At 68.7% G+C, this 21,623-nt stretch carries 25 protein-coding genes and 1 pseudogene; 14 read left to right on the forward strand and 12 right to left on the reverse strand.

Features of this window, described 5'->3' with window-relative positions:
* Positions 1 to 41: 41 nt before the first annotated feature.
* The 5 genes from FHU38_RS25635 to FHU38_RS25655 all read right to left on the reverse strand — a co-directional run bounded on the left by FHU38_RS25635 (position 42) and on the right by FHU38_RS25655 (position 3,654).
* Entirely contained in the window at positions 42 to 446 is a 405-nt protein-coding gene (locus FHU38_RS25635; RefSeq protein ID WP_009156950.1) for a hypothetical protein, read from the reverse strand.
* Positions 419 to 1,279 carry a hypothetical protein gene (locus FHU38_RS25640; protein ID WP_009156951.1) on the reverse strand — a complete coding sequence of 287 codons (861 nt, stop codon included), beginning with the start codon at positions 1,277 to 1,279 and terminating at the stop codon, positions 419 to 421. Before FHU38_RS25640 ends, FHU38_RS25635 begins: the two co-directional genes overlap by 28 nt.
* A gap of 301 nt (positions 1,280 to 1,580) precedes the next feature.
* Complete coding sequence (locus FHU38_RS25645; protein ID WP_040925931.1) at positions 1,581 to 1,982, reverse strand: helix-turn-helix transcriptional regulator; 402 nt, start codon at positions 1,980 to 1,982, stop codon at positions 1,581 to 1,583.
* A gap of 34 nt (positions 1,983 to 2,016) precedes the next feature.
* A protein-coding gene (locus tag FHU38_RS25650; protein WP_167175274.1) for an IS5 family transposase occupies positions 2,017 to 2,813 on the reverse strand; the annotation gives its coding sequence in 2 pieces (ribosomal slippage) (positions 2,017 to 2,483 and positions 2,483 to 2,813; 798 coding nt in all).
* Positions 2,814 to 3,435: 622 nt separating this feature from the next.
* The gene (locus tag FHU38_RS25655) at positions 3,436 to 3,654 is read right to left on the reverse strand and encodes a cold-shock protein (RefSeq protein ID WP_167177285.1); all 219 of its coding nucleotides are present in this window, start codon (positions 3,652 to 3,654) and stop codon (positions 3,436 to 3,438) included.
* 264 nt (positions 3,655 to 3,918) lie between these two features.
* Between FHU38_RS25655 and FHU38_RS27850 the strand changes: the two genes are divergently transcribed.
* From FHU38_RS27850 to FHU38_RS28215, 4 genes and pseudogenes are all read left to right on the forward strand, one after another.
* Positions 3,919 to 4,401, forward strand: coding sequence for a FecCD family ABC transporter permease (locus FHU38_RS27850; protein ID WP_208417055.1), 483 nt, complete (start codon positions 3,919 to 3,921; stop codon positions 4,399 to 4,401).
* Positions 4,398 to 4,523 (forward strand): hypothetical protein, encoded by a 126-nt coding sequence (locus tag FHU38_RS27855; protein ID WP_279590298.1) that lies wholly within the window; start codon positions 4,398 to 4,400, stop codon positions 4,521 to 4,523. Before FHU38_RS27850 ends, FHU38_RS27855 begins: the two co-directional genes overlap by 4 nt.
* Positions 4,490 to 4,825 carry an iron chelate uptake ABC transporter family permease subunit gene (locus tag FHU38_RS28210; RefSeq protein ID WP_208417056.1) on the forward strand — a complete coding sequence of 112 codons (336 nt, stop codon included), beginning with the start codon at positions 4,490 to 4,492 and terminating at the stop codon, positions 4,823 to 4,825. Before FHU38_RS27855 ends, FHU38_RS28210 begins: the two co-directional genes overlap by 34 nt.
* A gap of 32 nt (positions 4,826 to 4,857) precedes the next feature.
* Positions 4,858 to 4,965 (forward strand): annotated as a pseudogene (locus tag FHU38_RS28215) (siderophore-interacting protein); the annotation flags it as partial.
* Here FHU38_RS28215 and FHU38_RS25665 read toward each other — a convergent pair.
* A complete protein-coding gene (locus tag FHU38_RS25665) occupies positions 4,966 to 5,172 on the reverse strand; it encodes a hypothetical protein (protein ID WP_167177254.1) in 207 nt (68 codons plus the stop codon). It abuts the pseudogene before it with no gap.
* A gap of 73 nt (positions 5,173 to 5,245) precedes the next feature.
* On the opposite strand from FHU38_RS25665, the gene FHU38_RS25670 reads away from it, so the two are divergent.
* The 7 genes from FHU38_RS25670 (at position 5,246) to FHU38_RS25700 (ending at position 13,137) form a co-directional block, all read left to right on the forward strand.
* Positions 5,246 to 5,578: a hypothetical protein gene (locus FHU38_RS25670; RefSeq protein WP_208417120.1), complete on the forward strand. Its 333-nt coding sequence runs from the start codon at positions 5,246 to 5,248 to the stop codon at positions 5,576 to 5,578.
* Positions 5,579 to 5,686: 108 nt separating this feature from the next.
* Positions 5,687 to 6,532 (forward strand): hypothetical protein, encoded by an 846-nt coding sequence (locus FHU38_RS25675; protein ID WP_167177288.1) that lies wholly within the window; start codon positions 5,687 to 5,689, stop codon positions 6,530 to 6,532.
* A complete protein-coding gene (locus FHU38_RS25680) occupies positions 6,529 to 7,323 on the forward strand; it encodes an HpcH/HpaI aldolase/citrate lyase family protein (RefSeq protein ID WP_167177290.1) in 795 nt (264 codons plus the stop codon). Before FHU38_RS25675 ends, FHU38_RS25680 begins: the two co-directional genes overlap by 4 nt.
* Positions 7,324 to 7,325: 2 nt before the next feature.
* Positions 7,326 to 8,477: an acyl-CoA dehydrogenase family protein gene (locus FHU38_RS25685; protein WP_167177292.1), complete on the forward strand. Its 1,152-nt coding sequence runs from the start codon at positions 7,326 to 7,328 to the stop codon at positions 8,475 to 8,477.
* 288 nt (positions 8,478 to 8,765) lie between these two features.
* A complete protein-coding gene (locus FHU38_RS25690; RefSeq protein WP_167177294.1) occupies positions 8,766 to 9,335 on the forward strand; it encodes an NADPH-dependent FMN reductase in 570 nt (189 codons plus the stop codon).
* A gap of 58 nt (positions 9,336 to 9,393) precedes the next feature.
* Positions 9,394 to 12,105: a helix-turn-helix transcriptional regulator gene (locus FHU38_RS25695; protein ID WP_167177296.1), complete on the forward strand. Its 2,712-nt coding sequence runs from the start codon at positions 9,394 to 9,396 to the stop codon at positions 12,103 to 12,105.
* Positions 12,106 to 12,135: 30 nt separating this feature from the next.
* Positions 12,136 to 13,137, forward strand: coding sequence for a hypothetical protein (locus FHU38_RS25700; RefSeq protein WP_167177298.1), 1,002 nt, complete (start codon positions 12,136 to 12,138; stop codon positions 13,135 to 13,137).
* Here the strand turns inward: FHU38_RS25700 and FHU38_RS25705 are convergent.
* Complete coding sequence (locus FHU38_RS25705; protein ID WP_167177300.1) at positions 13,113 to 13,562, reverse strand: SPW repeat domain-containing protein; 450 nt, start codon at positions 13,560 to 13,562, stop codon at positions 13,113 to 13,115. The two genes, FHU38_RS25700 and FHU38_RS25705, sit on opposite strands and share 25 nt — an antisense overlap.
* Positions 13,563 to 13,822: 260 nt before the next feature.
* On the opposite strand from FHU38_RS25705, the gene FHU38_RS25710 reads away from it, so the two are divergent.
* Positions 13,823 to 15,391, forward strand: coding sequence for a glycoside hydrolase family 13 protein (locus FHU38_RS25710; RefSeq protein WP_167177302.1), 1,569 nt, complete (start codon positions 13,823 to 13,825; stop codon positions 15,389 to 15,391).
* A gap of 156 nt (positions 15,392 to 15,547) precedes the next feature.
* On the opposite strand, the gene FHU38_RS25715 is transcribed toward FHU38_RS25710, so the two are convergent.
* Both FHU38_RS25715 and FHU38_RS25720 read right to left on the reverse strand, forming a co-directional pair.
* Entirely contained in the window at positions 15,548 to 15,994 is a 447-nt protein-coding gene (locus tag FHU38_RS25715; RefSeq protein WP_167177304.1) for a DUF6328 family protein, read from the reverse strand.
* Positions 15,991 to 16,884 (reverse strand): DMT family transporter, encoded by an 894-nt coding sequence (locus FHU38_RS25720; RefSeq protein WP_167177710.1) that lies wholly within the window; start codon positions 16,882 to 16,884, stop codon positions 15,991 to 15,993. Before FHU38_RS25720 ends, FHU38_RS25715 begins: the two co-directional genes overlap by 4 nt.
* Positions 16,885 to 17,047: 163 nt before the next feature.
* On the opposite strand from FHU38_RS25720, the gene FHU38_RS25725 reads away from it, so the two are divergent.
* On the forward strand, positions 17,048 to 17,638 hold the full coding sequence (locus FHU38_RS25725) for a superoxide dismutase family protein (RefSeq protein WP_167177306.1): 591 nt from the start codon (positions 17,048 to 17,050) through the stop codon (positions 17,636 to 17,638).
* 72 nt (positions 17,639 to 17,710) lie between these two features.
* Here the strand turns inward: FHU38_RS25725 and FHU38_RS25730 are convergent, their stop codons facing one another.
* Positions 17,711 to 17,914 (reverse strand): hypothetical protein, encoded by a 204-nt coding sequence (locus FHU38_RS25730; protein WP_167177308.1) that lies wholly within the window; start codon positions 17,912 to 17,914, stop codon positions 17,711 to 17,713.
* Between the two features lie 129 nt (positions 17,915 to 18,043).
* Between FHU38_RS25730 and dusB the strand changes: the two genes are divergently transcribed.
* Positions 18,044 to 19,192: a tRNA dihydrouridine synthase DusB gene (gene dusB / locus FHU38_RS25735; RefSeq protein WP_167177309.1), complete on the forward strand. Its 1,149-nt coding sequence runs from the start codon at positions 18,044 to 18,046 to the stop codon at positions 19,190 to 19,192.
* On the opposite strand, the gene FHU38_RS25740 is transcribed toward dusB, so the two are convergent.
* Together FHU38_RS25740 and FHU38_RS25745 are read right to left on the reverse strand one after the other, a co-directional pair.
* On the reverse strand, positions 19,181 to 19,675 hold the full coding sequence (locus tag FHU38_RS25740) for a GyrI-like domain-containing protein (protein WP_167177311.1): 495 nt from the start codon (positions 19,673 to 19,675) through the stop codon (positions 19,181 to 19,183). The genes dusB and FHU38_RS25740 overlap by 12 nt on opposite strands.
* Positions 19,676 to 19,677: 2 nt before the next feature.
* Complete coding sequence (locus FHU38_RS25745) at positions 19,678 to 20,682, reverse strand: sigma-70 family RNA polymerase sigma factor (protein WP_167177313.1); 1,005 nt, start codon at positions 20,680 to 20,682, stop codon at positions 19,678 to 19,680.
* Between the last annotated feature and the right edge of the window lie 941 nt (positions 20,683 to 21,623).

Consider the following 21,623-nt stretch of genomic DNA (forward strand, 5'->3'; position numbering starts at 1 on the left):
TCATCACGGCCACCGTAGCGGTGCTGACCGCCAGCGCGTCGTCACATGGACTCGAATGCGGGTGGCGGCGTGAGCGGGTCGGCGCGTTCGTGCAACGCGGAATCCCGTCCCAGCGCGGTACGGAAGAACGTCGTCGCGACGATCGAGCAGGGCGTCGGCAGGGCGGTCAGTGCCTTCGGCTCGGCCTCGCCCGTGGTGATCTGGCGGAGATACCAGCGCAAGCGCTCCAGGGCCTGGTTGGTGGCCTCGCGGACGTTGGCCAGGTGTCCCTGCCGGAGTTGCTCATGCGCACGCTCAGTCGCTGTCTCGATCAAGTAGGCCGCCTCCGCCAGCGTCAGCGTGTCGGCCAAGCGTCCCATGATGTCGCGTTCGAGGTCGTGGCGAGGTGTGGGCAGGCCGTGCTCGTGCAGCGCTCGGATCAAGTAGCCGGTGTTCTCGGCGTGCACGGCACTCCACCGCGCGCTGCCGGTGCCACCGTTCGGGCCACGGGCTGGTCAAGGCCGCCACGAGGTCGGCGACGAGGGCTTCGTTGCGCGGGCCGGTCGGCCCCGGCCCTGGGGCGGTCAAACGTGCCGTCTCGAAGTTCAGCGACACCTCCTGACCCCGGCTGCGGACAGAGCCATATCCCGAGGACGGGCAGTCCGGATGCGGGAACAGGAGTCCCGATTTGACCAGCTCCCGCAGCCGCGCGCGGGCGTCCAGCTCGGTTCCTGCGTAAGGCGGCACCAGCCTCCGCCGCCACCGTTGCAGCGGCGTGGTCGAGGTGAACGCGCTGTCGAAGGGCACTGAATAGCGCCAGCAGGCTCACCGCCTCCCGTAGCGACAAGGCCGCGACCTTCACCGGCCGGTACTGGTCATACCAGCCGTGGTCCTCGCGCCACCGCTTCACAGCGACCGCTCGATCTGCCGCATCGGCTGCGGACGCGCGGCACGGCGCGCACGCCTGGACCTCGCCGGCCTCCAGCAGCTTGAGCACCTTCTGATAGTCGGGCCGGTTGTCGACATGAACACGGGCACCGCAGCCCGGGCACGACGCCGCCGAGACCTGCGCACGAACCCGCTTGCGCAGGTAGTACGCCAACCCCGGGATCCGCTGCCGGGCTAGCGCCGGGCGCTCGTCATAGGCCCGCCGCTCCAGGTCGCCGACCTTGTAGACGAACTTCCCATCGCCGTCCACGAGCCAGTAGTCCCGGGCCAGCTGCTGCTCCCACGGATCCTCGGTGATGAACTCCAGAACCAGGCTCCGATCGCGCTGCCCCGGCTCCTCCACATCAGGCATCGCCCGCTCACCTCGCCACCGACCATCACGGAGACCACACCGATGGCCGTTCGCTCTCGATCCGTGCCCGTATCGCCCTCGACGGTAGCTCGCGGCGGAGGGGGAACACCGGATTAGCCCAGCCAGCGGCATGGCGAACGAGCCGGACAGGTTCACCGTCGTCATCCAGAACGCGACCTGGCGGCGGCGGGGTCACGAGCGCAGGTGCACCAGAGCCCCGGCAGGCGCGCCAGCGGCCGTGGAATGACCGCACCCGGACCGCATCACCCCAGCCAGCAGGCAGCCGACCCGGGCGAGATCCTCAAGATCCGCCGTCGGGTCCCAGTACCGCCTCGACCAGGGCGTTCACGTCGAACTCGGCGCCCGGCACACCGGGCACGTCCAGCAAGTCCGCCGCCCTGGACAACGGATCGTCCGCACCCAAGTCCAGCACGGCGGCCACCGCACGCAAGCGTTCAGCGACCACGGTCTCCCGCCGCATCACGCCCCACCGGACGGCCAGCACGCGCCCAGCATCAGTCAAGGCGAACCAGCGTCGTGGGGTCCCGTGCCGCGCGGGCTCTACCCGCGCCTCCTGGAGGAACCCCCGCTCGGTCAACCGTGCGAGCGACTTGTAGATCGACGGCCCCCGCAGCCCGGTCCTCCGTGCGATCTCGGCACCGAACGACTCAAACCCCGGCGAATGCGTGATCGCCGAGAGCACCCGCGCCGAAACAATCGAGTAGTTAGAGCGTGTCTCATTTGGGGAGTTTCTTGTAGCAGGTGATAGTGGCGGCGAGGGTGAGGAAGGCGAGGTAGTGGTTGGGTTTGCGTTCGTAGCGGGTGGTCAGGCGCCGGTAGCCGGTCAGCCAGGCGATGGACCGTTCGATGACCCACCGGTGTTTGCCGAGCTTCTCTGCGGATTCGATGCCCTTGCGTGCGATGCGGGGAATGATCCCGCGCCGGCGCAGCCAGTGGCGTAGTGCTGGGATGTCGTAAGCCTTGTCGGCGTGCAGCTTGACCGGCTTCCGGCGCCGGGGTCCACGGTGGGACCGGGTCGCCCGAAGCGCGTTGACCAGAGGTTTGAGTGCGTGGCTGTCATGGGTGTTGGCCGCGGAGATCCCGACCGTCAGGGGCAGGCCGTCCCGGTCGGACAGCACGTGGATCTTCGAGCCGGGCTTGCCGCGATCGACCGGGCTGGGGCCGGTCAGACCGCCCCCCTTTTGGCCCTGACGGATGCTCCGTCCAGGACCGCTCGGGACCAGTCGATCATGCCTTGGCCACCCAGTTCGTCGAGCACCGCCTGGTGTAACTGCCGCCACAGTCCCGCCTCGGTCCATTCGGTGAACCGGCGATGTGCCGTCGGCACGGTGACCCCGAAGCTCGGCGGCAGATGCCGCCAGGCGCAGCCACTGGTCAGCACGAACACGATCGCGGTGAACACCGCGCGATCGTCCACTCGCGGCATGCCGCCACCCTGCGGGCGCGTCTTTCCCGGCGGGATCAACGGCTCGACCAGCACCCACAACTCGTCGGGCACCAGCCGCCGCGACAACTCGTCCGTCACAGGCCATGATCATGCCCGCACCTCAGCCCACATCCAAGTGAGACACGCTCTTAATAGTCGACACAGTTGATCATATAATCGTCAACCCGGGGATATGCGCCGAAAATACGAGGCAAAACTGCTTCATAACAAGCGTGATAGTGGTACCGCAGGACGCCCCCTCAACCTGCCTGCGGTGGCCTACAGCGGGCGCACGCAGGCCCGATGCTGGTCTCCGATTGGGCTCCGTTGCTCACGGAGCACCCGATACGCCGCGACACTGCCCGACACTAACGCTCGCGAAAAATGCCGCCCGACCTGCACAGATCAACCCTTGGCGGCATTATGTGACACTCGATGACACCGCAAACCCGGGGATTAAAAGTCCACAGCTCTGCCAATTGAGCTAACGGCCCGGACCAGCCGAAGTATAGCGGCGGCCCGGCGGGCCGAGACCGCTCGGGTCTCCGGCGGGCAACCACGGAGTGGATCACGCTCCAGCAGTCCGGTCGAGGCGATCCAGCGCCTGACGCCCCACCCCGGTGCGGCCCCGCCGACCGCGACCTGGCCGCCGGCGGGACCCGTCCGCGAAGCGCCTCTGCCCACACCTGGCGACTTCGATCACGGGTCGTCAAGCTTTGCGGACGCTGGTCGCACGGAAGCAGAAGCCATCCTGCTGGGCTTCTTCGTAGCGGAACTCGACCGCTTCGCCTGCTTCCAGATTCCGGAATCCGTCCAGCTCGATCGCGCTGTAGTGAACCCAGGCGTCGAACCCGGCAGGCAGGTCGGGCGAGGCGATCGCTCCCCAGCCCTCCTCGGGGTTGAAGAACTTGACGGTGCCGTGTGCCATGTCAGCAGCATGACGGGCACCTACCGGCCGGGCAACCGAGTTTGCGCGCCGTTGCCCGCCGCCCGGGCACCGACAGCCGGGTCGAGGTGGAGCACCCGCACGGCTTGTAACTACGGTAAGGCTCACCTATCCGACGAGCCAGTAGGTGAGTGCCGTGGCCCGGACCCGTGCGTCCGACGCTCGTTCCCCCGACGCTGCGCGCACCCGGTCCACCTGGCCGCTCATCATCGGCGCGCTTGCCGTGGCGGTCTGCGCGAGCCTGCTGTGGGGGTACGGGATATCCCGCTCGCAGCCGTGTGGGAAGCGCTGCTCGGCCACGACCACTCGAACGCCGACCACGGGGTCATCTGGAACCAGCGCATGCCAAGGACCCTGATCGGCCTGCTCGCCGGGGTCGCGTTGGGTGTGGCAGGCGCGCTGCTACAGGGACTGACCAGGAACCCGATCGCGGACCCCGGGCTACTCGGCATCAACGCGGGCGCCTCGCTCGCGGTGGTTTCGGCGATCGCCTTGTTCGGCGTCACCGACCCCGCCGGGTTCGTGTGGTTCGCCTTCGTCGGTGGGGCGACCGCCGCCGCCCTCGTCTACGCTGCCGCAACGCTGGGGCCCGAAGGCCCGACTCCAGTCACGCTGATTCTCCTGGGGGCCGCCGTGACGGCGACCGCGACCTCGGCGATCACCCTGATGTTGCTCACCGACCAGCCCGCTTCGCCGAGTACCGCTGCTGGTCGGTGGGGGCTCCGGTGAACCGTCCCACGGATCTGGTCCTGCTGGTACTCCCGGTCGCCGCGGTGGGCGTGGTGCTCGCGGCGGCCAGTGCCCGGTTCCTGGACGCGTGGCGCTGGGCGAGGAACTCGCCAAGGGGCTGAGGCAGAACATCAACCACGGCCGGCTGCGGGTGCTGACCGCGGCGGTGTTGCTGGCCAGTGGCGCGACCGCGCTGGTTGGGCCGATCGCGTTCGCCGGCCTGCTGGTTCCACACCTCGCCACGAGGAGACACTCGTGCAAGCGAACGACAGGGCGATCCCGCAGAGCACGAACCGCCGACCGGCCAAGCCGCCACGCCACGCCAGCGCCAGGTCGATCGTCGGGCCGGATGCCGCGTACGGCGGGACACCTGGCGGTCTCGATTTCCGGCCGCACAACGGTGCCCGGCGAATACTGCTGGTAGGCGAAGAGACCGCCACACCGGCCATCGCCAGCATCCTCGAATGCCTGCCCGCTTACCCGCGCGGTGAGGTGCTGCTGGAGGTTCCACATGCGGTCGACGCGCTCACGCTGACCCACCCGGGAGGGATGCGGGTGACGTGGTTAGGGAGCGACGGCGCGGCCCACGGCAGCAGGCTCGGTCCAGCGCTGCGCGGGATCGCCGCCGGGTTTGCCAGCCGAGGAAGAACGCCGAACCGGCCAGCCGGTGGACGATGTGGACGTCGACAGCGTCCGCCGCTGCTGCGCATACTCCACCGCCAACTCAAACGCCCGCACCGCCACATCCGACCCCAGATCCGGCTCCGGCATCGACAACGCACCCGCTGGCTCCCCTCGGTGACGGCCTCCGGGTACTCAGGTCCGGCAACCACCTGCTGCCCGCATGGGATATCGCCACGGGCTCCATCTCGCGGTGGGTCCGCTCGCCGCCGAGCGCAGGCGGTCACGCACGGGTGAGGGAACACGGCTCACCGTCTCGCTGCACGACGTCGCACTCGCCACCGCGGGCGACCTCGGGTACCTGGCGGAGGCACAACTGTCGGAGCAACCCAGGCAGCGCATAGGCACTGACGTGTACGGCGACTTCGGCCGGGACTCACCACCCGCGACGGCGCTCGCGTCATGCTGCTCGCATCGGCACCTACCTCGCGCCGGGCATGCTGATCGTGTTCGATGGCAGGCAAAAGCCCGCGGTGCCCGCTCCGCGACTCGGTGAACACATCGCCGATGTGCTCATCGAGGTGTTGGGGCTGACCCCGGAGGGGTTCCGCGGACCTGCGCGGCCGAGGCGTCGTGGGTGGGCACGATGGATGGTAGGGAACAGATGTCACTGCGAACTCAGCTCGATGGCTGGCAGCCGGAACCGATCACTGAGCACGACGTCATCGCGCAGGCTCCGGTGGCCGCGCTTTCCGCGGTGCTCGACCAGCCCCTCGCCGCGCGGGAGGGCGAACCGCTGCCACCGCTGTGGCACTGGTTGCACTTCCTCGAATGGCCGCCGCAGCAGGAACTGGGCGCGGACGGCCACCCGAGGGCAGGCCACTTCCTTCCTCCCATCCCAGACCGGCGAAGGATGTTCGCCGGTGGCAGGTCGCGAGTGAGCGCCCCGCTGCTGGTGGGCCTCGAAACCGAGCGAATATCCACATTGGATCGCGCCGTCGTGAAGCAGGGCAGCACAGGCGAGATGGTGTTCGTCACGGTGCACACCGAGCTGCGGCAGCGCGGCGAGACTCGCGTGATCGACGAGGTCGACTACGTGTATCGCAGCGGCGAGGACTCGCGCAGGGTGTTCGAACCCGCGAGCGGTCCGCCGCCGGATCCGTCGGACCCGTGGCGACTGCCGGTGGACACCGATCCCACGCTGCTGTTCCGGTTCAGCGCGTTGACCGCCAACGCGCACCGCATCCACTACGACGCCCCATACGCCACCCGGGTCGAGCGCTACCCGGGGCTCGTGGCGCATGGCCCGCTGCTGGTGCTGTTGATGTTGGAACTGGTGCGCAGGAACGAGCCGCGGCCGGTGCGCTGTCTCGACTACCGGCTGCGCAGGCCGGTGTTCTGCGGCGAGCCGGTGCTGGTGCACGGCTTCCCCGAGGCGGACGCCGCCGAACTGGTGGTGAGTGGCGCGGGTGGGCGGACGCACGCGACAGCACGGGTGGAGTTGGCATGACACGACTACTGCGGAGCGCGCGAACGCTGCTGTTCGTGCCGGGTGACCGCCCCGATCGGTTCGCCAAGGCGGTGGCCACGGGCGCGGACGCGGTGGTGGTCGACCTGGAAGACGCGGTCGCGCCGGAAAGCAAGGAGCGGGCCCGAGCGGCTGCCGCCGAGTGGCTCTCGGCGGGCAACGCCGACACGCTGGTTCGGATCAACGCCCACGGCACACCGTGGTTCGCCGACGATCTGGCCATGGTGATCGAAGCCAACGCGGCGGTGATGCTGCCCAAGGCGCAGGACGCCGAGGTGCTGGCCGCGCTCGGAGCCGCCGGGGTGGTCCCCCTCGTCGAAACAGCGGCCGGAATCCAGCGCGCCCGCGAGGTGTGCACGGCGCCGGGTGTCGTGCGGGTCGCGTTCGGCAGTGTCGATCTCGCGGCCGAACTGGGCGTGGCGCACGACGACCACCTCGCGCTCACCTACGCACGGTCGGCGCTGGTCGTGGCAAGCGCGGCGGCGGGACTGCCGGGGCCGATCGACGGCGTCACCACTGCCCTGCACGACACCGACGCCCTGCTTGCCGACCTGCGGCACGCTCGCAGGCTCGGTTTCACCGGAAAGTTGTGCGTGCACCCGAGCCAGGTGACACCGCTGCACGATTCGCTCAAACCCACACCGAGCGAACTCGACTGGGCAAAGCGGGTGCTCGCGGCGGCGGCCGACGGCGCCGCCGCCCAGGTCGACGGGCAGTTGGTGGACAAGCCAGTGGTCGAGCGGGCGCGCGGGCTGATCGAAAGGGAAGGCTGAAAGTGTACGAGTTGGACGCCGATGAGCAGGCCATAGTCGCCACGGTCCGCGACTTCGTCGACCGCGAGGTGCGGCCCGTCGCGCGCGAACTTGAGCACGCCAACGCCTACCCCGAGACGCTCATCGAGCAGCTGAAGGCCATGGGCGTGTTCGGCCTCGCCATCCCGCAGCCCTACGGTGACGTGCGGGTTTCCACCCCGTGCTACGCGATGATCACCGAGGAGCTGTCCAGGGGCTGGATGAGCTTGGCCGGGGCGATGGGCGGGCACACCGTGGTCTCCAAACTGCTGCTCGACTACGGCACCGAGGAGCAGAAGCGCAAGTATCTGCCGAGGATGGCGACGGGTGAGTTGCGCGCGACGATGGCGCTCACCGAGCCGGGCGGAGGTTCGGATCTGCAAGCGATACGCACCGTAGCCCGCCGCGACGCCGATGGCTATGTCATCAACGGCAGCAAGACATGGATAACGAACGCACGCAGGGCGGGGCTGGTGGCCCTGCTGTGCAAGACCGACCCCGATGCCGAGCCCGCCCACAAGGGCATCAGCGTGTTGCTGGTGGAGAAGGTGCCCGGCTTCACGGTGTCGCGAGATCTACCCAAGCTGGGCTACAAGGGTGTCGAGAGCTGCGAACTGTCCTTCGTGGACTGCCGGATGCCCGCCGACGCGCTGCTCGGCGAGGTGGAGGGCGAGGGGTTCGCGCAGATGATGCGGGGGCTGGAAATCGGCAGGATACAGGTCGCCGCCCGCGCGACCGGAGTCGGCAGGGCGGCACTGGACGACGCACTGCGGTACGCACAGGAGCGGGAGGCCTTCGGCAAGCCGATCTGGCGGCACGAGTCGGTGGGAAACCACCTCGCCGACATGGCGACGAAACTCACCGCCGCACGGCAGTTGCTGCTGCACGCTGCACGCCGGTTCGACAGCGGCGAGCGCAGCGACCTCGAAGCGGGGATGGCCAAGCTGTTCTGCTCGGAGACGGCGATGGAGATCGCCCTCAACGCGATTCGAGTACACGGCGGCTACGGCTACTCCACCGAGTTCGACGTCGAGCGCTACTTCAGGGACGCTCCGTTGATGATCGTGGGCGAGGGCACCAACGAGATCCAGCGCAACGTCATCGTCTCCCAGCTGGTGGCCAGGGGCGGACTGTGAACACGATCGCCTGACCGGCCTCGGCTGGACCGGTCAGGCGCAATCCACGCTGCTTCAGCACTTCCCGCAGCAGCCGCAGCCAGGTCCGGAGCAGGAAGCGCAGCATCCGCAGCCGGCCATGGTGATCACCACCCTTTCGACAGGAGTTCCCTTCCGGCAATCAACGCTATGCACATTGCGGTGATCACGACACCACTACCCGAGTGACACATGCCGGTTTCACTACGTAAGCAGACCCAGTCACGTGACAGATGCCGCACGCGAGCCCCGTTCCCTAGTTTCGACCCCATGGAAACCACCACACAGCTGCGGCTCGCGATCATCGTCGGCAGTACCCGCAAGGACCGGTTCGGACCAATTCCGGCCGCCTGGTTCGCCCAGCGGGCCCGGTCGTACGACGGCATGAGCGTGGACGTCATCGACCTCGCCGAACTGGAGTTGCCCAACTCACTCGACGGCTCAGTCGACGCGGAAAGGCTGGCCGACCGGCTCGCGATGGCGGACGCCTTCGTGATCGTGACACCGGAGTACAACCACAGCTACCCGGCTTCGCTGAAGACCGCCATCGACCACTACCGGCACGAATGGCAGGCGAAGCCCGTCGCGTTCGTCTCATACGGCGGAATGGGAGGCGGGCTGCGCGCGGTGGAGCACCTGCGCCAGGTCTTCGCCGAACTGCACGCGGCGACCGTGCGCGACACCATCAGCTTCCACAACTTCTGGGAACGGTTCGATGACAACGGCGAGCCGACGGACGCGGCCTCGTGCGGTTCCGCAGCCAAGGGCATGCTCGACCAACTCGCCTGGTGGGGGCACGCGCTGAGGGAGGCCCGCGCGAAGCGGCCGTATGCCGCGTGAACCTCCCGGGATGCTCCTGGCTTGACTTCTACTTAACTTTAAGTTGGAGCCTGTGCGCATGCCGCTCACCGAAACAAGGACGCTTGTCGGCCGCGCCGACGAGATCGCCACGATCGAGGCGCTGGTTTCCGATGCTCGCCAGGGCCGCGCCGCCGCACTCGTCATCCGTGGCGAGGCGGGCATCGGAAAGTCCGCGCTGCTGGAACACGCCGCGGCCAACTCCGACGGCATGCGACTGCTGCGCGGCAGCGCCGTTGAATCGGAGGCCGAGCTTCCCTTCGCCGGGCTGCACCTGCTCCTCGGCCCGGTACGCGAAAGCATCGAACGCCTTCCCGCCCCGCACGCCGGGGTGCTACGCAACGCGCTCGGCACCGGCAACGGACACACCGGCGACCGGTTCTCCGTCGGCGTCGCCGTGTTGACCTTGCTGGCCGAACTGTCAAAGGAATCACCGGTACTCGCGCTGGTGGACGACGCGCACTGGCTGGACTGGCCGACGAAGGAAACACTGCTGTTCGCCGCACGCAGGCTCGGTACCGAGCGGGTCGCGCTGCTGTTCACGGCCCGGGAGCCGGACGCACCAGCGTTTCCCGCGCGGGACATCGACCAGTTGCACCTGGACGGCCTCGGCACCGAGGCGGCCGAAGCGCTGCTGCGCACGCACGCTGCCGAACTGCCGCGACATCTGGCCGATCAGGTCGTGGCCGAGGCGATGGGAAACCCGCTGGCGCTGCTGGAACTGTCCTCGGCGCTGCTGCTGGACCGGGGACGACCCGAACCCCACGCGCTCGCCCCACTGCCCGCGCCCGACCGGGTCACCAAGACATTCGCCGACCGTATCCGTTCACTGCCCGAACGCACCAGAACGATCGTGCTGGTAGCCGCGGCAGACGGCACCTGCGACACCGGCAGGGTGCTCGCTGCGGCACGGTTGCTAGGCGCCGATATCACCGACCTGCGACTGGCCGAGGACGCCGGACTGCTCGCCTTCACCCAGACGTGCCTGTGGTTTCGGCATCCGCTGGTTCGCACGGCCGCCTACCACGACGCGCTGTTGCTGGACCGCATCGCGGTGCATCGCGCGCTTGCTCAGGTACTCGACCAGCCCGACGACGCCGACCGCAGGGCATGGCACCGCGCGGCCGCGAGCACAGGGCCCGACGAGGAGATCGCCGCCGAACTCGAACGCAGTGCCGAGCACGCCAGAGCCAGGGGCGGGTACTCCGCCGTGGTCATCGCCTACGAGCGGGCGGCCGCACTGACGCCGCGGCGGGCGGAGCGCGGCAGGAGGCTGCTCGCGGCCTCCCGCGCCGCCACCGATGCGGGGCAGCCACAGCGGGCCTGTGAGCTGGCGCGGCAGGCGACCGCCCAGCTCACGGACCCGGCACAGAAGGCGAAGGCAGCGATGATCCACGCCACGCTCGCCGACGACCAGGACCAGCCCGCCGAATCACGGCGCGTGCTCCGGCTCGCAGCGGATGAGGTGGTGACCTCCGCACCCGAACTGGCGAGCGAGTTGCTGTTCTGGGCAGTGAGCTCGGCCTGGACCGCCGGTGAGCCCGTCACGGCTGCCGTGATCGCCGACCACGCAGAGACGTTGCGGCTGCCTGGCGCGGACCGGGTCAGGGCACTGGCCGCCGCGGCGGGCGGTGACCTGGTGGCGGCCACCCGGGCACTGCGTTGGCTGCTCGACGCTCCCACGATGAGGACAGGCTGTGCCGACCGGGCGCTGACGCTGCGCTCGCGGACGAGGAACGCGGCCTGGCACGTGCTGCTCGGTGATCACGGCACCGCCCACGAGCAGGCGGCGGAGTTGGTGCGTCGGATACACGCCGACTCGGCGGACGGTGTGCTGCCGCGTGCGCTGGCCGTACTCGCCGACGCTCACCTCCACCTCGGCAGGCACCGGCAGGCCCTCGACACGGCGAAGGAGGGTATGCGCCTCGCCGAGAACATCGGGCAGCGGCACAGCGCGGCGCTGTTCGCCGGTGTACTCGCCCGGCTGTCGGCGATCGAAGGCGATGAGGCAGGCACCACCGCCCACGCCGCCGAGGCTTCCGCCGAGCGAGCTGCCGCTGCCCTCGGCCTGCTCGAACTGGGGCTCGGCAGGAACGACACCGCACTCGACCGGCTGACGGCCCTTGCCGACGAAACCGACCCGCTGCACGCGGTGGCCACCTTCCCCGACCTGGTGGAAGCGGCGGTGCGGGCACGGCAACCACAGCGGGCCGCCGACGCCGGCAAGCTGTTCAGCCAATGGGCGCAACTCAGCGATGCGACGTGGGCACTCGCCGTCTCACTGCGCTGCCGGGCGCTGCTCGGTGAGGACGAGGATCGCCTGTTCTCGGAAGCCGTCGAACTACACAGGCAGAGCCAGGACCACCCGTTCGAGCGGGCACGTACGGAGCTGGTCTACGGCGAGTACCTGCGCAGGGCGCGCCACCGCACCCGAGCGCGTCGCCTGCTGCGGTCGGCGCTGTCCGGCTTCGAACGGCTCGGCGCTCGATCCTGGGCCCAGCGTGCCCGCACTGAACTGCGGGCGACAGGCGAGCGGCTGACCACGCCAGGGCAGGAGTCGAATGGCACCGAACGGCTCACCCCGCAGGAGCTGCGGATCGTCTTGCTGGCCGCGGACGGGCTCAGCAACCGAGACATCGGCGACCAGCTCTTCCTCAGCCCAAGGACCGTCGGCTACCACCTTTACAAGGCCTACCCCAAGCTCGGCGTCTCTTCCCGGCGTGAGCTGGGCAAGCTCGGCCTGGCAAGCTGACCGCGCCGCGACCATGCCAGACTGCGCACCGTGGAGTACCTACTCACGGCCGAACTGACCTCGCCCGCCGACAGCCAGGACCTCGACCCGTTACAGCAGGTCGGGGTGGTCTCGTTGCTGGACAGCAGGCTGAACAGTCTCGTGAGCATCGAGGGTCCGGACGGCACCGAGATCACCCCGATCGAGCACTCCCTGAAGGTTCACCTCGGAGGGGCGATCGTGCACTGGTTGCTCGACGCGCCCGCGCTCGTGCTCGCCGAGGACGCCACCCGCACCGTGCTCGACCAGATCCTCGACGAGATCGAGTTGCTCGCGGGCTGGGAGGTGAAGCACTGCGCGGTGACGGCGACCGACGATCAACTGGCGAGCGCGCTCGCCGCCACCGAGCCGGAGCCCGGCCTGGTCGGCGACGTCGACCACATGCCGGAGGAGGAGCTCGGCGACCGGCGGGCTCGGCTGCTGCGCGCGGGCGAGCAGTTGCGTGCGCTGGACCTCGGCACCCTCGGCGACGTCACCACCGAGGAGGCAGGTTATGTCGCGGGCGCGCTGATGCACGGCATCGAGATGCTGACCGACGAGTTGTTCGGCGACATCCAGCTACTGGAGGACGAAGACGCCACCGCGGACGAGGTGGAGGCACTGTGGGTGCTGGACGAGCTGCCCGAGCAATACGCTGATCGCTACGGTCCACTGTTCGCGAAGCAACTGTTGGTGACCACGGCCATCCTCGGCTTCCGCCTCACCCGGCCGGACTGGGAACCGCCGCTGTGCCTGGCGGAGGCTCTCGCGCTGCGACTCGCCAAGGCAAGGGCCGAGCTTGAACTCGATCTCGCCGGAGTGCTGGACGAGGACCGCGTGGAACACATTTTCGCGCTGTTCGACGAGATCGCTTTCGAAAACCGCGACCACGAATTGCTGTACGACTCGGACACGGTCTCGGTTGACCCCGGCGCACAATTCGAGGAATGGTTTCGGCCACGCACCGGCGGGACCCGGCCGCTACACCCCTACCTCGCCGACGAGGACGACTGAGGCCTCCGGTCGCGCTGCCGGTAGGTCAGCCACGCGCTGGCGATGCCAAGCGTCACCAGCACCAGCCCCACCACCACGTCGTTGATGAGGGCGACGTCGCCTCGGCGGGCCGCCGCGTGATCGAGGACGAACGCCGACACGACCAGCCAACCACCCAGTGCGGCGTTGACGAGGCTCAGCGCGGGCAACGCTCGGGGAAACACCACCCTGAACAAGGCGAGCGTGCCAACGACGACAGCGAGTGTGACGTCGTTCGTATCCACCGCGGCCTCCAGGCCCGGGAAGCCGTAGTGAAGCGCGAACGGAGCGAAGCCCAGCCACACCGCGCTGAGAAAGATGAGCGAACTCGGCAAGCTGGGCGTCGGCAGACCTTCGACCGCCTGCCCGATCCAGAATTGGTTCTCTCCCACCACGCGACCCGACATTTCCGACTCCTTGGCTGCCGTACCCGGCCGGTGTCTTCGAAAAGTCCTTCTCGAGTATGGCACCGCGAGTCAATCAGCATCGACCTCGGAATGTGATTTGCGAGGCTCGCGTGAAATTTCTGGTTCGCCGGTTCGGCCGTTTTCTCACCTTTGCCGATCACGTGTGCGGGTACGTGGTGCCCTGTCGCGGCGTACTGCTCGTCGAGCAGTACGGGACCATCCTGGTATGGAATTAGTTGGCCGGGAGCCGAAGGGAAACCATGAGCGACCTCTGGTGGCAGACCGCTGTGATCTACCAGGTCTACGTGCGCAGCTTCGCCGACGGCAACGGCGGAGGCGTCGGTGACCTACCTGGCGTGCGTGACAGGCTCGACTACCTCGCTGGCCTAGGGGTGGACGCGGTGTGGCTCACCCCGTTCTACGTCTCTCCGATGGCCGACGGCGGATACGACGTAGCCGACTACCGCGCGGTGGACCCACTGTTCGGCGACCTTTCCGACGCCGAGGCGCTGATCGCCGACGCGCACGCTCGCGGGCTGCGGGTCATCGTCGACGTGGTGCCCAACCACACGTCCTCACAGCATCCGTGGTTCGTCGAGGCGCTCGCCTCTCCGGCAGGCTCGGCGGCGAGGCAGCGCTACATCTTCCGGGACGGATGCGGCGACGAGCCACCCAACGACTGGGAGTCGATGTTCGGCGGGTCGGCCTGGACACGGGTACCGGACGGGCAGTGGTACCTGCACCTGTTCGACCCCGCGCAGCCGGACCTCAACTGGGAACACCCTGACGTGCGTACGGAGTTCGACGACATCCTGCGGTTCTGGCTCGACCGCGGTGTCGACGGCTTCCGGATCGACGTCGCACACGGCATGGTGAAGGCGGACGGACTACCCGACGCGGGCTGCACCGGCCAGGCGAGGCTGGTGGTCAGCGGGGAACTGCCGTACTTCGACAGGGACGGCGTGCACGAGATCTACCGGGAGTGGCGCAAGGTCCTCGACTCCTACCCGGGTGAGCGAATCGGGGTGGCCGAGGCGTGGGTACGCAGCCCTGACCGGCTGGCGCGCTACCTCAGGCCCGACGAGTTGCACCAGGCGTTCAACTTCCACTACATCACCACCGGCTGGTCGGCGCGGGAGTTTCGCGAGGTCATCGACACCTCCCTCGCCGCGGTTTCCGATGTCGGCGCGCCCACGACCTGGGTGTTGTCCAATCACGACGTCGAGCGCCACGTCACCCGCTACGGCGGAGGAGCCACCGGGCTGCGCAGGGCACGGGCGGCGGCGTTGCTCACCTTGGCCCTACCCGGCTCGGTGTACCTGTACCAGGGGGAGGAACTTGGGCTGCCGGAGGTGACCGACCTGCCGGACGAGGTGCTCACCGACCCGGTGTGGGAGCGTTCCGGCCACACCGACCGCGGTCGTGACGGCTGCCGGGTCCCACTGCCGTGGTCGGGGAAGGAGCCGCCGTTCGGCTTCGGCACATCGCCGTGGTTGCCGCAGCCGCGCGAGTGGGCCGCGCTGACGGTCGAAGCCCAGGACGGCGATCCCGGCTCGACACTGTCGCTGTACCGCACGGCGTTGCGGCTGCGGCGCGCCCTGTCCGATGCCGAACTACGGTGGCTTGACCACGGCCGCGAGGTGCTGGCCTTCACGAGGGGGACCGGCTTCGCCTGCACCGTGAACTTCGGTTCGGCTCCGGTCACCTTGCCGCGGCCGGGCAGGTCGCTGCTGGCCAGCTGTGCGGAGTCCGAACTCGGCGGCGACGACCGCGCCATCGTCCTTCCCGGGGACAGCGCCGTGTGGTGGAGCAGGGACTCCGACCGTTGACGGCTTCGGTCGATCAGGCTGATGGTGAACCGGCGATTCGACCCTGAGCGCAGAACTCGCGGGCAGGAGCGGGGGACTCGCGGGCAGGAGCGGGGGCAACTGGTATGGACCTGGGTGCTGCGGACACGTCCGTGAGCGGGCTTCGCCGCAGCCCACTCAAAGCAGCCGGGGCACCACGAACCACAACACGGCGAACAGCACACCGACGAGGCCGCCCAGCACGATCATGGCGACCGGGCCGTAGACCACCTTGCCGATCAACGCGACGGTGAGGGTGACCGCCACGGCCAAGCACGCCAGGCCCGCGATGACCACCTTGTTGCCGACCCGCAGGATGGCGGTCCGCCTTCCCGCACGGAACAGCAGCCGGTGCCAGACGGCTGGCGCGGTCAGCAACGCGGTGGCCGAGGCGGTGACCAGGACGGTGACCAGGTGTAGCCCCTTCTCGAACCCGCTGGCCTGCCGGAAGGTGCCGGTGAAGACAACCGCCAGCAGGAAGCCGAACAGGATCTGTACACCGGCCTGCGCCACCCGCAACTCGCCAAGCAGTTCGTTCACGTTGCGCGCTAGGCGCTTGTGGCGCGGCTCGTCGGTGTCGTTCACGGCGACACACCCACCTTTCGTGGCTCGACCACCACAGCGGCTTCGCTGCCTCGCTCGTGCCAGCCCAACCCCGTGATGGAAGCGACGACCACGACCAGCCCGATCCATTGGGTGACCGAAAGAGTCGCACCCAACACCGTCACGCTCACCAAGGCGGCCGTCACCGGGAAGGCCAGCTCGGCAAGTGTGGCGCGAGCCGCGGGCGTCGCCCGCATGCCGACGTAGTACAGGCTCAGCGCGAGCAGCCCCGGAACCAGCGCCAACAGCGCGACACCGACCGCGTTTCCCCAACCCACCGCGAACGGATTCCCCTGCACGGCCACCACAATCGCGGCGAACGGCAGGCCGATCGAGAATCGCAACACGGTGACCTCCGCGGGGCGCAGCCTGGCCGACACCAGCCTCGCGAGCACGGTGCCCGCCGCCCACAACGCCGCCGCACCGAGCGCGAGCAACGCGGTCCGAGCGGCGGCGACCTCGACCTCGAACGGATCGGCGAAGGCCAGCAGCCAGGCACCGAGCAGCGCGGGTAGTGCGAACAGCAGGTAGCCGCCGCGCAGCCGCTCACCGAGCAGCAAGAAAGCCGCCAGCATGGCGAACAGCGGCTGCAGCTTCTGCAACACCAGCGGCGTCACCGGATCGCCGCTCTGGAACGCAGCGGTGAACAGGGCGGTAGCCAGCGCCGAGGAACCACCGCCGATCACGAGCACGGCGACCCATTCAACGGGCCCACACGCGAGCAGCGCGCGTACCGCCCTCGGCAGCAGCGGCAACAACACGGCCACGACCAGCAGGTGCTCGGCGAACACCACGGTCGCGGCCGGCAAGGCGTCGGCCAGCGGCAGCCGCAACAATCCATCCGTGCCCCACAGCGCGGCCGCGACGGCCACCAGCCATGTCCGGTCGGGTCGCGCCGACCCCTCAAGGTGTGCCGTTGTCACGCGTTGAGGCTACGAGGCCTCAGCTGGCGAACAGCCGTGCGTATCAGCCATTGGAATAACTCCACGGAGTGATCCGGTTGCGGACCGTCTCCGACTCTGGTTAGCACGACATATGCGACCCCGAAATCTTCCAACCCTGCTGTTCACCACCGCCGTCGCCTCGGCCGCCGTGCTCACCGGCACGCAGGGCGCCATCGCCGCGCCGGAATCCGACGACGCAGAAGTCAGAATCGTCAAGGGCACTTTTGAGGAGGAGTACAGCCTCGACGCCGCGGCGCTGACCTACTACCCGACGCTCGTGCCCGCAGGCGCTGAGGCGGGCGTGGTGTCCGCCTCTCAGTCGATGACCGGAACGGTGACCAAGCTCGCCGTCTCCGGTCTCGTGCCGAACCGGGCGTACGGAGCGCACGTGCACACCGACCGGTGCGGCCCGACCGGGGCCGACGCGGGCCCGCACTACCAGAACGTGCCGGACCCGAATCCACCGTCGACCGATCCCGCCTACGCCAACCCCGCCAACGAGATCTGGCTGGACTTCACCACCGACAGCGAGGGTTCCGCGAGCGCGGTGTCCGAGGTGGACTGGGTCTTCCAGGACCCGAGGCCGAGGTCGGTCGTGATCCATGAGCGGCACACCTCGACCGGGACGGGGGTGGCAGGCGAGGCCGGAGAGAGGCTGGCCTGCGTCAACGTCAACTTCTGACCACCGCCAACCGACCACACCCGCCGCCGATCCGTACCGACCTCCGGCTCGACCGAGCGCGCCCCTTCACGGTCAGCCCTCAATCCAGTAGGAAGTGACTCGTTTGGTCTTCGCGGTCTTGCCGTGGCCGCTGAACTTGTAGACGTCGCAGCAGTGCAACCGGCTGCCTGTGGGGAACTCGACGGTGCTGCTCACCGCCGCCTCGTCGCCATGCGGGATGATCATGTCGAGGTGCGGCGTCGTAACCTGCTGCTCGACAGCCGCACCGGGTGCCACGGCGAAGTTTCGCTCGCACGCATCCCTCTGACGAAGGCGCGTGACCTCACGTACCTGACGAGTGGGCAAATGGACGATGCCCACCCGCTACCCCAGGGGCTTCGTCGCCGGTCAGCGCCATCGGTGACAATGAGTTGCGTGACCGCGCCCGTTACCAAGCCCGCACTGAAGATTGGCCCCTACGAGGTCGATCCTCCCGTCGTGCTGGCTCCCATGGCAGGCATCACCAACATCGCGTTCCGCGGGCTGTGCCGCGAGTACGGCGCTGGTCTCTACGTCTGCGAGATGATCACTGCCCGTGCCGTCGTGGAACGCCACCCCGGCACGATGCACATGATGAGCTTCGACAAGGGTGAATATCCGCGCTCGATGCAGCTGTACGGCGTCGATCCAGCCACCATGAGTGAGGCCGTCAAGATCATCGTCGGAGAGGGGCTCGCCGATCACATCGACGCCAACTTCGGCTGCCCAGTCGCGAAGGTGACCCGCAAGGGCGGCGGCGCGGCTCTGCCGTACAAGCGCAAGCTGTTCTCCCGCATCGTCGCCGCATCGGTGAAGGCCGCCGACGCGGCGGGCGTGCCTTTCACCGTCAAGTTCCGCGTCGGCATCGACGACGACCACCACACCTACCTCGACGCCGGGCGCATCGCGGAGGCGGAAGGCGCGGCGGCCGTGGCGCTGCACGCCCGCACAGCCGCGCAGCGATACTCCGGTAACGCCGACTGGTCCCACATCGCCCGGCTGAAGGAAGCCGTCGACACCATCCCGGTGCTGGGCAACGGCGACATCTTCAGCGCGGACGACGCGTTGCGCATGGTCAACGAAACCGGCTGCGACGGCGTCGTCGTTGGCAGGGGATGCCTGGGCAGGCCATGGCTGTTCGGCGAACTCGAGGCCGCGTTCAGCGGCAGGCCGGTGCCGGAAGGGCCCACACTCGGCGAGGTGGCACGGGTGCTGCGCAGGCACGCGGAGCTACTCGTGCAGCACGACGGGCACAGCAAGGCCATGCGCGATCTGCGCAAACACATGGCCTGGTACTTCATGGGCTTCCCCGTCGGCTCCGAGTTGCGCAGGCGGTTCGCCATGGTGTCCTCGCTCGAGGAACTGGACGAACTGATCGGCCAGCTCGACAGCGACGCCCCGTTCCCCACCGACGCGCTCGGCCCACGCGGCAGGCAAGGATCGCCGGGGAAGGTGACGTTGCCGCACGGCTGGCTCGCCGACCCCGACGATCCCCGAGTTCCCGAGGGCGCCGACCTGATGCACTCAGGCGGCTAGCCGAAACGCCAGCTCGGTTTCCCACTTGTCGCGATCGGGCTCAGCCCGAGGGTCGGTCTTGAACCACTCGAGGCGACACCCCCAACGCTCACCATCCGGGGCGCGTTCCATGTCCCACTCCAGGCCCCGCTCCCGCGCCCAGCCCAGCAGCGCGCTGATGCTGGTGGACAGTTTGTCCGGGTGGCCGACATGGGTCATGGTCGCGTACCTGCCCGCGGGCAACACACCGCCGCACAAGCCGTCGCCGCCTTCGACCGGTGTCGCCACCGGCACACCGGCTTCCACCTCGAGTTCCCGCTCGACGTCGATGAGGTAATAGCGGAAGAACGGCGGACCCGCGGGCGCGATGCCGCGTTCGCCGAGCCAGGCGAAGATCTCCGGGATGCGGTCGGCGACCAGCCCGAACGTGGTCATCGTGATCGTCGCCCGTACACCGACGTACGGCTGCTCGGCACGGTCGCGCACCGTAGCTTCGACACTCATACTCAGCCTCCTGTCGTATCGGATGTGCCTTTCGAGAACGGCACACCACTGGTACGAGGCGGCTCTTCGAAACTCATCGGCAAGCCGAACAACCCGAACAACCGAGCGCCCAGATACGTGGTGGTTGCGCCGATGAGGTCGTCGACAAGGTCCACGACCACCAGCGCGAACGGTTCGCCGTCGCGGTACTGGGCGAAGGCGGGAGCACCGCTGGCCGCAGTGGGGAGCAACCGTGCGCCCTCGCACGGCTTGTCGGCTTCGGCTGCCAGCAACACCTGGCGGATGTGCTCTCTACCCCGCAGCCACCAGGTGAACGGCGGCATCGACATCGTCGCGTCCTCGTGCAGTAGCGCCGTCAGTGCCGCGACGTCATAGTTCTCGAATGCTTTCAGGTAGCGAGCCAGCAACTCCCGCTGCCGAGTCCCTGCGGGCTCGCCAGGGCGGGCGGTGTCGCGGCTGGCCAGGGTCGAACGGGCCCGCTGCAGCGCGCTGTTGACCGCGGCGACGGTGCACCCGAGCAGCCGCGACACCTCGTCGGCGTGCCAACGCAGCACGTCTCGGAGGATGAGCGCCGCGCGCTGCCGAGGCGGCAGGTACTGCAGTGCGGCCACGAAGGCCAGCCGCACGCTCGCCCGCAACGCGGTCAACTCAGCGGGATCGCCGTGAGCCGGGAGCACGTGGGCGTCCGGAACCGGCTGAACCCACCTGTGTTCCGGCAGCGGCTCGCCCAGCTCCGCTCCTGGCCTGGCCGCCGGGCCGAGGTCCATCGCGAGTGCCCGGCGTTGTGAACCGCGGAGCATGTCGAGGCACACGTTGGTGGCGATGGCGTAGAGCCAGCTGCGGAGGCTCCCTCGGTCGCTGTCGAAACCGTCCCGGTTCCGCCACGCGCGCAGCATCGTCTCCTGCACCGCGTCCTCGGCTTCGAACCCGCAGCCCAGCATCCGGTAGCAGTAGCCGCGCAACTCGACCCGGTACGTCTCGGCCTGTTCGAGGCCAGCGGTCCCCATGAGCCGCAATGATGCACCGGAGCTCCCACATCCGTCCGCGAGCGCGGACGAGGAGTCGCAATGCGTGCCGTTACCCACACTTTCCGTGCCCGTTTCATTGGTCCATGCACCATGATGGGTAGGCTGCGCCCACTCAGGTGCCCCTGGACAGGTGTAGGAACAACTCTGCGTAAAAAAGTACAGCCGTGATGTCGTCACGAACGGCGTATATCCGTACGATAACGAACGCTGCCCACGCGGCGATCAAGTAGCAGGTGGTGCGCCGAGTGGCGCCCACCCCGAGTGCGAAGGGAGAGTGCGTGTCCGACGACCACGACGCTCCCGGCATCACTCCCCAGGCCGCGAAGTGGCGGGCACAGGCCCAGCTCAATCGCAAGAACGCCGAGCGAAGGCGCAGGCGCTCGCTCGACACGCAGGGCGGTATCAGTGTCTCCGAAGTTGTAGCGAGGCACACCGGTCAGCGGCCTCGTTTCCAGGCCGCCGAGCGCCCGGCGCCGCCCAGACAGCAGGGCAGACCGCCTGAACCCAAGGCGGCGGAGGCCCCTCCGGCACCACCGGTGCGGCCCCGTCGCCAGGCCCCTTCGCGGCCGAGGGAGGATCCCCCGCCTCCACCGGTGGCGCCGAGCCGAGAACCAATGGGTTCGGGACCGTTCCCCCGGCAGTCCCCGCGCCCGCAGGCCACGCCACCGCCGCCAAGAAGGCAACCACCGCCCCCCTCGGTGCAACCCCGCCCCGAAGCTCCCCGACCCGAACAACTACGTGCGGAACCACAACGGCTGGAACCAGCACGACCAGAGCCACCACCACACCCACAACAGGCACTGCAAGCACACCGTGTCGAACCGCTGCGGCCGGAGCCGCCACGAGCGGAGCCACCACGCGTCGAGCGGTCACGGCCGGAGTTCGCGAGGGTTGAGCCACCACCGCGCGTCGAGCAGCAC

The organism is Saccharomonospora amisosensis (genome assembly GCF_011761185.1).
Taxonomy (GTDB): Bacteria; Actinomycetota; Actinomycetes; order Mycobacteriales; family Pseudonocardiaceae; genus Saccharomonospora_A; species Saccharomonospora_A amisosensis.

What these genes read in the sequence shown, in the direction of transcription:
- FHU38_RS25640 (WP_009156951.1), bottom strand. Translation starts at nt 1,279, where the DNA reads ATGCCTGATGTGGAGGAGCCGGGGCAGCGCGATCGGAGCCTGGTTCTG.
- FHU38_RS25655 (WP_167177285.1), bottom strand. Translation starts at nt 3,654, where the DNA reads ATGGCACACGGCACCGTCAAGTTCTTCAACCCCGAGGAGGGCTGGGGA.
- FHU38_RS25665 (WP_167177254.1), bottom strand. Translation starts at nt 5,172, where the DNA reads ATGCCGGAGCCGGATCTGGGGTCGGATGTGGCGGTGCGGGCGTTTGAG.
- FHU38_RS25670 (WP_208417120.1), top strand. Translation starts at nt 5,246, where the DNA reads ATGGGATATCGCCACGGGCTCCATCTCGCGGTGGGTCCGCTCGCCGCC.
- FHU38_RS25675 (WP_167177288.1), top strand. Translation starts at nt 5,687, where the DNA reads ATGTCACTGCGAACTCAGCTCGATGGCTGGCAGCCGGAACCGATCACT.
- FHU38_RS25680 (WP_167177290.1), top strand. Translation starts at nt 6,529, where the DNA reads ATGACACGACTACTGCGGAGCGCGCGAACGCTGCTGTTCGTGCCGGGT.
- FHU38_RS25690 (WP_167177294.1), top strand. Translation starts at nt 8,766, where the DNA reads ATGGAAACCACCACACAGCTGCGGCTCGCGATCATCGTCGGCAGTACC.
- FHU38_RS25695 (WP_167177296.1), top strand. Translation starts at nt 9,394, where the DNA reads ATGCCGCTCACCGAAACAAGGACGCTTGTCGGCCGCGCCGACGAGATC.
- FHU38_RS25705 (WP_167177300.1), bottom strand. Translation starts at nt 13,562, where the DNA reads ATGTCGGGTCGCGTGGTGGGAGAGAACCAATTCTGGATCGGGCAGGCG.
- FHU38_RS25710 (WP_167177302.1), top strand. Translation starts at nt 13,823, where the DNA reads ATGAGCGACCTCTGGTGGCAGACCGCTGTGATCTACCAGGTCTACGTG.
- FHU38_RS25725 (WP_167177306.1), top strand. Translation starts at nt 17,048, where the DNA reads ATGCGACCCCGAAATCTTCCAACCCTGCTGTTCACCACCGCCGTCGCC.
- dusB (WP_167177309.1), top strand. Translation starts at nt 18,044, where the DNA reads ATGAGTTGCGTGACCGCGCCCGTTACCAAGCCCGCACTGAAGATTGGC.
- FHU38_RS25740 (WP_167177311.1), bottom strand. Translation starts at nt 19,675, where the DNA reads ATGAGTGTCGAAGCTACGGTGCGCGACCGTGCCGAGCAGCCGTACGTC.
- FHU38_RS25745 (WP_167177313.1), bottom strand. Translation starts at nt 20,682, where the DNA reads ATGGGGACCGCTGGCCTCGAACAGGCCGAGACGTACCGGGTCGAGTTG.